This window comes from Candidatus Zixiibacteriota bacterium, assembly GCA_022865345.1.
GTDB lineage: Bacteria > Zixibacteria > MSB-5A5 > MSB-5A5 > RBG-16-43-9 > RBG-16-43-9.
Map to the genome: position 1 here is coordinate 1 of JALHSU010000149.1, position 7,811 is coordinate 7,811.

A 7,811-nucleotide genomic window follows, 5' to 3' on the forward strand; every position below is an offset into this window, starting at 1 on the left:
ATTGACAATTTATTTCCGTATGAAACAGGACCATATTGCGGCAATGGATCTTATGAAAAAGTATCTTCAGGAATCGGAACCTTGGGTCTGGGGCTCAATCTTTGGTGGGATAATGCTGTGGATATCGTGTCTGTCTCCGCTGGAGGTACTAACATTGCTTCGGATACGAGAAATCAGACCGGACTATATTTGGGAGATTTTTTGAGGGACTGGTGGTCTGTCAGGCAGTGGAATAGATCCAGGGGATTTTCTTTTACCACTAAAGGCTACACCGGGAACCAGAACATAATCCTTAGTATGGATTATTTTGGTGACTATAGATTAGTCTCCGGGAATGACCGGCCGTTTTTCTGCAATATGTATGGAACACCATTACAGGTTGCCAGGACTTTTGCTCCTATACCTGAACCGGCAACGGTCATTCTACTTGGTTCAGGATTATTGAGCTGGCTTTTTTTGATCAGGCCTCGGACGAGGAAAAGAACCAGAGCTTAGAAATGTTGATCAGGGTCACTGTGCTCAGACATTTTTAATTAGCGTTGACATATTTTAGAATTTTGCTTGACAAATCACCTTTGATTACGTATAATATCAAAAGCTCTAAGGTTTTTTGAGGTTATTGCAGTCGTTAGGATTGATTTACAAGAGATAATTAGCCACGGAAGCCTGATGTGCAAGTAGGTTTCGGTGGCTTTTTTGTTTTCAAGTTTTTAAATGAAAGGTGGTGAGAAAGTATTGGCAGAAGGTAAAGTGAAGTGGTTTAACGAGGCTAAAGGTTTCGGTTTTATCCAGCCTAATGATGGGGATAAGGACGTTTTCGTCCATTATTCAGCTATTCAGTCACAGGGCTATAAGAGTCTGAATGAGGGAGACGGAGTTAGTTTCGATACCACAGAGGGTCCCAAAGGACCCCAGGCTATAAATGTAGTTAAATTGCAGTAAATGATTTAGCCGCATTGACGAACCCCGCTTGAAAAAGCGGGGTTTTTTATTGTCATCTGAGGTGAGAACCAGTGGTAGGTCAGGAGCCTGGGGCTCTTGACCTACCAGCTGACTTGCTGGACTTACTGGACTTACTGGTGGTTGTTTTACATTTTTTTCATCGTTAGAAAATGTATTTTGAGATAGAAGATTGTCATCCCAGAGGATGGCGTAGGTTCCGGTTTGGGTTTTCGCCTTTCTGAATCCCATGGAGGAAAGGAGCCGGCCAATTCGGTGATATGTAAGCTGGCTTTCTTTAGATTTGCCTTGATTAAAAGTGTCGGTAATGGTTTTAACCGGAAGAATGCCATTTTTCACCAATTGTTTAAGCCCTATGATGGTACTTTGAATTTGAGCTTCCAGGTTGATAGATTCAGTATAAAGTTTTGGCAATACTTCTCTTCTTATTGCTTCTATTTCCTGCCAAAAGATTTTTTCGGCTTCCGAGGTTTTAACCATCTTCTGTTTAAGCTGGATAGCTTTTAAGGCATCCTGGATTCTCGGCTTACAGGATTTATCTTCTAATCTTTTAATGCTCTTCTCGATCAATGTTTCCAAGAACTTCAACAGCGCAGGGTCTTCCCCTTGATGAAGCTCAGGATCTTCGACTTCTTTATCGTCGGTATCAATCAGATGGTTCATATGATTCTTCTTCTCCCTTAAGGGGGGTTCTGTGCATGCAAAAGATATTCGTCACCCCAATAAAAGGTGGCGCTATGGTTTTCACCATTAAAGTTGTGGCGAATTTGCTGCTTGAGGTAAGAGAGACTACGGGTTAGGTTGTTGTCGGGCAGTCTGTCGACAGCCCGACCTACAAGTCTGCCGCTATGAAGCGCAGCGGAGTGGCGGTCAGATGCAGCGCTTTATTGTGCGTTCGTTCAAGAACATTTGGTTTAGGAAAGAATTTCCCATCCTGCACCAATAAGATCATTCTCATCATACTGGTATTCTTTCTTTGAATGAAGCCAAAAGGTTTCATTCTTTTCAATGACTATCCCACCGAATAAGTTTTTCCCGATTTGATTCTGTTCTTTAATGTATTTGAATAATCCTTCTGATCGTGAACCCGCTGTTTCTGCCGTTATACCTGCTTTTGTATCAAAAAGACCGATTCGACCATTCTTGTATTTAACTATCCAGTCCACATAAAACGGAACGTAATCTTCGCCTTCTTTTCGCGGAACAGCAAAAAATGTCCTATCCCGTTCGCCGTTTTTGAACCACCATTCGATTTCATGTTTTTGGTCGTTTAGGAACTTGGCGAATTTCTTCTCAACCGTGGAGGCATTCGTTTTTTCATAAAAGGGCTGCATTATAGAAAGATCCAAATGCCGTTTCGTGTATTCAAACGAATAACTAAGCGAAGGCGGAATTTCCCAAATTTCATCAATGGCTAATTCTCTGGCCCGTTTTTCTACCTCTTCCAGGTATTTCTCTTTAGAAAGATTGATCACATCCAAGAAACGCTGACGATTTACATCTGCCAAAACAACCATCTGTTCATCTACACCTGCATACTGAAATTTCATCGGAAATTCATTCTTGAAGAATTCATAAATGGATTTGTTTATGCGGTTAATTGACCGTTCTTCAGGATAAAGCGGGGAGAGGGCATCGAAGGAAAACTGATCAAACAAATGCTGTATTTCTTCTTCATTCAGTTTCCGTTCAACGGTTTCGCTGATGTGCGTCTCAGATGTGTCTGTTCGTTCTTCCTGTAAATGTTCAAATTCTTCATCGGGGTTCGAAATAACACCGTCCGTGATTAACTGGTGGGTAATTTGGGCAATATCCGTTGAAATCTTGTTTTTTAAATCCAGTTCTTCTGCAGCTATAAGAAAGTGTTTCATGAATTTGGGGGCTAGACGTGTTCGCTCACGTTGACGTACTGAATGACAAGACTGCAATTGAATATCTTCGTAAATATCATCATTTCTCTGTGGGTGGTAAATGGTGGCGTAACCGTCGGTAATATCCTGGTGGATAGAAATATCGCTCAAATTGGTGTAGATGTAACCAACATTAAGATCGTCATTGGCATAATGCTTTAGTTCAGGCATTCGCATAATCCTGCCAACTGTCTGAATGGAAAAAACAATGCTTTGCCAATCACGGAATAAAACCAGAATGGAAGCACGGGGGCAGTCCCAACCTAAAGCAATGGCCTGCTTGAAAATCATTACTTCAACGGGACTGTCGTTCTTGGTAATAGTCGACAGGTTTTCTTTATCTTCCGATAAATACACAGCAAGCCGGTCGTTATCTACTGTGATGTCGTGATTGTCTTTCAAAATGTCAATAATCTCATCTTTGAAATCCAACTGACCATGGCGACGATCAGGCAATTGAATCAGCATTAGCGGATTTACATTTGAACCTTCATCTTCAAACAGTTTTGCCAGTTTTTTACGTTCTTCCAGTGCCTTACGAATAACAAATTCATTGGTGGATTCTTCGGCATCGCTTTTCACTTTCACATCCCCACTGGGCAACTGCTGAAGAATAGTATTCTTAAAATCGGGATTGATGGCAATCCGTTTCTTTATCATTTCTTCTTCCACCACTTTCTGACGGTAAACTGTTACAACTTCATCGCCGGAAATTTTCGGTGTGGCGGAAACTTCAACCGTAAGCTTGGCATTGATAATCGCAATCAATCCCTGCGTATTTTCGGCGCCTGCGGTGTGATGGCTTTCGTCGATAATGAGCACGATGATGCGTCCGTCATCTTTTGTGTTCTCAATGACCTTTTCCAAAAAAAATTCCTGCTCATTTTCACGATAATAAATGTTGTCTTCCCGGTTTATACTCTCCCAGTTCAAAAACAGGATTTCATTTTCACCGATCATTCTGTCCGAAAGATCACCAAAACTGACACATTTTAATGCTTTTGAATCATGGTAGTGTTTTTCCAGTTTTTCCTTGCTTTGGGTATGTAGTTTACGCGGAGCCGTCCAGATGAACGAAAATACTTTACCATCGTTTCGATATTCCACAAGATATTTAAGATATTCTGCCATCATCACCGTTTTACCGGAACCGGTAGGGGCTTTGAAAACGACGGTGTGATTACCGTGAAGGTTTAATAACTCGTCTGATTTGTTCTTCAGTTTCTGAATGGCGTCTAACTGATAATCTAACTGTTTCATTTGAAAATCCTTTTATATACCCGAAGAATGGCGGCAGGAATAGAACAAACCTTTACCTTATCGTGCAATTCTTCAAATTCCTCGATAAAATCATCGTCACCAAGTGAAAAAATGTAAACCCTCACCGGTTTATCAAAATCTTTGATATGTTCCTTGAATTCCGGGATTTTCTGCTCGTCAAATAAAATTCCTGTGTATTTTTCGGTGCTCTTAAAAATTTTGGTGGTGTCCGTTTCACTTACTAACTCAAAAGTGCTTTCCTTCAGACAAAGCATTTCTACCGATTGCTTGGTCAGTTTTGCTTTGTTTCTATCGGTAGGCTGGGCGGGGACGAAATCAGTTTTGAAATATTTTAGATTGCCGCCATATCCTTGTACTATGTTTTCTTTATTAGTAACACCAAAAACTCTTATCGTATTGTCTTCAAATTTTATTTCAAACTTATCGAATGAATCTGAATGTGTGTTTTTGACATTTTCGATTTCTTCTAAAATATCTACAGTTTTTGAGAGACCCCTAAGTGATATTTTCTTGTCGAATAATAATGTTGAGGTTTTACTATCTGCTGTGTATCCTTCTATGATTTTTTCAACTCTTGGGTAACAGACCTTTTCGCATATATCCCCTTCATTATTTGTACAAAGAATGAATTGTCTATTACCATTATCAAGTCTATTTATTTCAAGAACCGCATGGGCTGTTGTGCCCGAGCCAGCGAAAAAATCGAGAACTATACAATTTTTTTTAATACGTGATGCACCAGCAATAGAGTCAATAACCGTATATAAAGACTTGGGAAATGGGAAGTTTGTATCAGGTAGTATATTCTTTAACAAATTAGTCCCATGTGGACCAGCATTATATTTTGAATCGACCCAATTACTGTATATCGGCTTGAGTGACCCTTTGCGGGGCATAATAACTTTCATGCTTAGTGAGGGTTTTGATCCTACTATTCTACCTTCCCGTATGAGTTTAATCATAGTTTCTCTGCCGTATCTCCAGCGTCTTTCTCGACCGTTAGAATCGATCGGGTATACCCTTTTAAAGCCTTCTTTTGTATCGTCTGTCTCGTATTTATCTTCTATACTTAATTCGGGACCTGCATCCACAGCCATACCGGTTTTTTTATCAACATGTATAGCGAAAAACATTTTTGGACGTCCCACTCGATAGTAGTCTTTTCCTGCTCCAGCTTTAATCAAACTCCATTCTTCTATTCTTTCTCCAATATACTCCCCAACAAACAAATGTTTCCCCTTTGGAACAGATACTATTCCATACTCATGGGTTGCGGAAACATTTGCTCCTCCTGAACCTTGAGGATGATGATTAACCACCACAACTTCATGTGTGTATTGCGGCATTAGGTCTTCAAGCAAAAGCTTTAGTGTAGCATGTTCGTTATCATCGATTGCTGTTATCATTACTCCTTCTTCGGTTAATAAGTTTTTTGCTATTTTTAATCTATGGTTCATCATGCATAGCCATTTGCTATGGCGAAATAAATCATTATTATCGACGTAATTATTGTTGTATTTCCAATCTCTTGCACCGGTGTTGAATGGAGGATCAATATAAATCACATCAATACTTTTTTCGTGTGTATAGTTCAACACAGACAGGGCGTGGTAATTGTCGCCTTCGATAAGGATATGTGTAGGTTTTTCAGGGTCGTTCTTTATGGCTTTGCTTTTAACTTCCTTCAAAACGGGAAGTTGTTTTTTACATTGCTGCACTACTTTTTCAGGTTCCCGTTCTTCATCCCACACCAACCCGTATTTTTTCCGCTTTTCGAGTTCCTGGATGCGGGCGATGAGCTTATCCTTTTCCCAGTTCGAGTAATCAGGTTTTCTGCGCGGCACTTTCTAATCCTTTTGCTTTTGTGTTGTGTCAGGACCTATTCCTAACACATTTTGATCTCAATGCGTTAGTCACCAGGAATCCCCTACGGTGAAGAGTAAGCTTTTGACTCAACTTAAAATCTTAGTGTCAGGTGCGCAGGGCACCGGACCTATGAGGCTGGGGTGCGGCAGGAAATCTTCGACTTTTTTATTTTTAAAACCATTCCGGATCCCCCAGTTAACAGAAAAATAGATCAGCGGATGAGTAAAGTTATGAAAAAATCTGGTGAATATTGAAGCTTTGGTATAAAAATTCCTTCCTGACCAGAGAAAACCTTCGGCCAGCTCTTCCGGGCTCATATTTTTTGGTCTGAAAACCACAGTTCTGTGGTTATAGTCCTGCCAGTTCTGACTTAAAAGCCTTCCTTCTTTCTTGAATCTCTCGAAGATGGCTGTACCCGGATAGGGGGTCAAAATATTGAAAGTAGCAATGGCGACTCTGTTTTTATCAAGAAAGTCCAGGGTCTTCTCGAATATGCTTTTATCATCATCATCAAAGCCGAACACTAATGACGCATCGAACAAAATCCCCTGATCCTGGATGATCTTGATAGCCTGGCTATATTCTTCAGCATTATTCGGAGATTTACGGAGCCTCTTTAGATTATGAGAGGAAACTGACTCTATTCCGATAAACAAACCGGCACAGCCGGATTTTTCCGCCAGCTCCAGCAAAGCTTTATCCTTGACCAAGGATATGGATGCCTGACCGACCCAGCGAATTCTCAAATCCGAAAGAGCGGTGAATAACTCCTTGGCAAATTTAACATCCCCTATGATGTTGTCATCTAAAAAGAAGAATTTCTTGCCACCTCTTGTAGCTATTTCCTTCACAATGTCTGGAATCAGACGGTGCCTAAACTTTTTTCCATAAAGGCCAGTAACCGAACAGAATTCGCAATCATAGGGACAACCTCTGGTGCAGAGGATGGGGCTCACATGAAAGGGAGTGTGATTGTGGTTCAGCTTGGGTATGGGGAATTTGGCTAAGTCAAAATCGAAAGATCGGTAAAACTTCTTTAACCGATTCTGTCTGAAATCTTCTAAGAGCTCGCTCCAACATCCTTCCGCCTCACCTATGACTACACAATCGCAATGGGTGATCGCTTCCTGGGGCATAACTGTAGGATGAATCCCCCCCAAAACCACCTTAGCACCCTTTTCCCGGAAAACCGAAGAGAGCTGGTAAGCTCGAGGAGCTGCTGCAGTCATACAGGAGATTCCCACCAGGTCATAGTGCTTGTCAAAATTGACCTGCTCAATCTCCTCATCAACCGTATCTACCTCTATCTCAGCCGGAGTCAAGGCAGAGATGACACCCAGGGTAAGCTGAGGCGTTCTCAAGAACCGGCTCCTCTCTTTGTCCAAAGAAGGAGTTATTAAAAGAATCCTCATTTTATCCTTCTGTTCTGGAGTTTTAATTTGACCAAGTGTCGGAAAGCTAATCCTCTAGGCGCTGGTTTTTTTGATGTCGGTAGCCTTGGGACCTTTGTCCCCCTTGGTTACGTTAAATTCCAGATTATCTCCCTGCTCTAATTTATCGAAATCTACGTTCTGAAGTTCTGAGCGATGAAAAAATATCTCCCTGCCATCCTCAGCCGAGATGAATCCAAAGCCCCTTTCTCTCATTAGCCGCTTTACTGTCCCTTTAGACATACTCTTATTCTCCTTTCAAAGAAGATGCGCTCCTTCTGAAAATAATTGTCCTGCTTGAACCTCCTCAAAAAACAATCTGCCTTAAGACTCCTTTCTCCAGGTTTTAATCTCTGGATTAAAA

Annotated in this window: 7 protein-coding genes; 2 read left to right on the plus strand and 5 right to left on the minus strand. The window is 41.1% G+C overall.

Annotated features, from left to right (window positions below):
* Positions 1 to 495 (plus strand): PEP-CTERM sorting domain-containing protein (locus tag MUP17_06890; protein MCJ7458699.1); only part of this gene is annotated, 495 nt, incomplete at its 5' end.
* A gap of 219 nt (positions 496 to 714) precedes the next feature.
* Complete coding sequence (locus tag MUP17_06895; protein MCJ7458700.1) at positions 715 to 942, plus strand: cold-shock protein; 228 nt, start codon at positions 715 to 717, stop codon at positions 940 to 942.
* Here the strand turns inward: MUP17_06895 and MUP17_06900 are convergent.
* From MUP17_06900 to MUP17_06920, 5 genes are all read right to left on the minus strand, one after another.
* Positions 841 to 1,623 carry a hypothetical protein gene (locus MUP17_06900; GenBank protein ID MCJ7458701.1) on the minus strand — a complete coding sequence of 261 codons (783 nt, stop codon included), beginning with the start codon at positions 1,621 to 1,623 and terminating at the stop codon, positions 841 to 843. The genes MUP17_06895 and MUP17_06900 overlap by 102 nt on opposite strands.
* Before the next feature lie 251 nt (positions 1,624 to 1,874).
* Positions 1,875 to 4,130 (minus strand): DEAD/DEAH box helicase family protein, encoded by a 2,256-nt coding sequence (locus tag MUP17_06905; protein MCJ7458702.1) that lies wholly within the window; start codon positions 4,128 to 4,130, stop codon positions 1,875 to 1,877.
* Positions 4,127 to 5,995, minus strand: a complete 1,869-nt coding sequence (locus tag MUP17_06910) for a hypothetical protein (protein MCJ7458703.1) — start codon at positions 5,993 to 5,995, stop codon at positions 4,127 to 4,129. The genes MUP17_06905 and MUP17_06910 overlap by 4 nt, the downstream gene beginning before the upstream one ends.
* A gap of 108 nt (positions 5,996 to 6,103) precedes the next feature.
* Positions 6,104 to 7,429, minus strand: a complete 1,326-nt coding sequence (locus MUP17_06915) for a B12-binding domain-containing radical SAM protein (protein MCJ7458704.1) — start codon at positions 7,427 to 7,429, stop codon at positions 6,104 to 6,106.
* A 54-nt stretch (positions 7,430 to 7,483) separates the two neighbouring features.
* Positions 7,484 to 7,690 (minus strand): cold shock domain-containing protein, encoded by a 207-nt coding sequence (locus MUP17_06920; protein MCJ7458705.1) that lies wholly within the window; start codon positions 7,688 to 7,690, stop codon positions 7,484 to 7,486.
* Between the last annotated feature and the right edge of the window lie 121 nt (positions 7,691 to 7,811).

What these genes read in the sequence shown, in the direction of transcription:
- MUP17_06920 (MCJ7458705.1), bottom strand. Translation starts at nt 7,690, where the DNA reads ATGTCTAAAGGGACAGTAAAGCGGCTAATGAGAGAAAGGGGCTTTGGA.
- MUP17_06900 (MCJ7458701.1), bottom strand. Translation starts at nt 1,623, where the DNA reads ATGAACCATCTGATTGATACCGACGATAAAGAAGTCGAAGATCCTGAG.
- MUP17_06895 (MCJ7458700.1), top strand. Translation starts at nt 715, where the DNA reads ATGAAAGGTGGTGAGAAAGTATTGGCAGAAGGTAAAGTGAAGTGGTTT.
- MUP17_06905 (MCJ7458702.1), bottom strand. Translation starts at nt 4,130, where the DNA reads ATGAAACAGTTAGATTATCAGTTAGACGCCATTCAGAAACTGAAGAAC.
- MUP17_06915 (MCJ7458704.1), bottom strand. Translation starts at nt 7,429, where the DNA reads ATGAGGATTCTTTTAATAACTCCTTCTTTGGACAAAGAGAGGAGCCGG.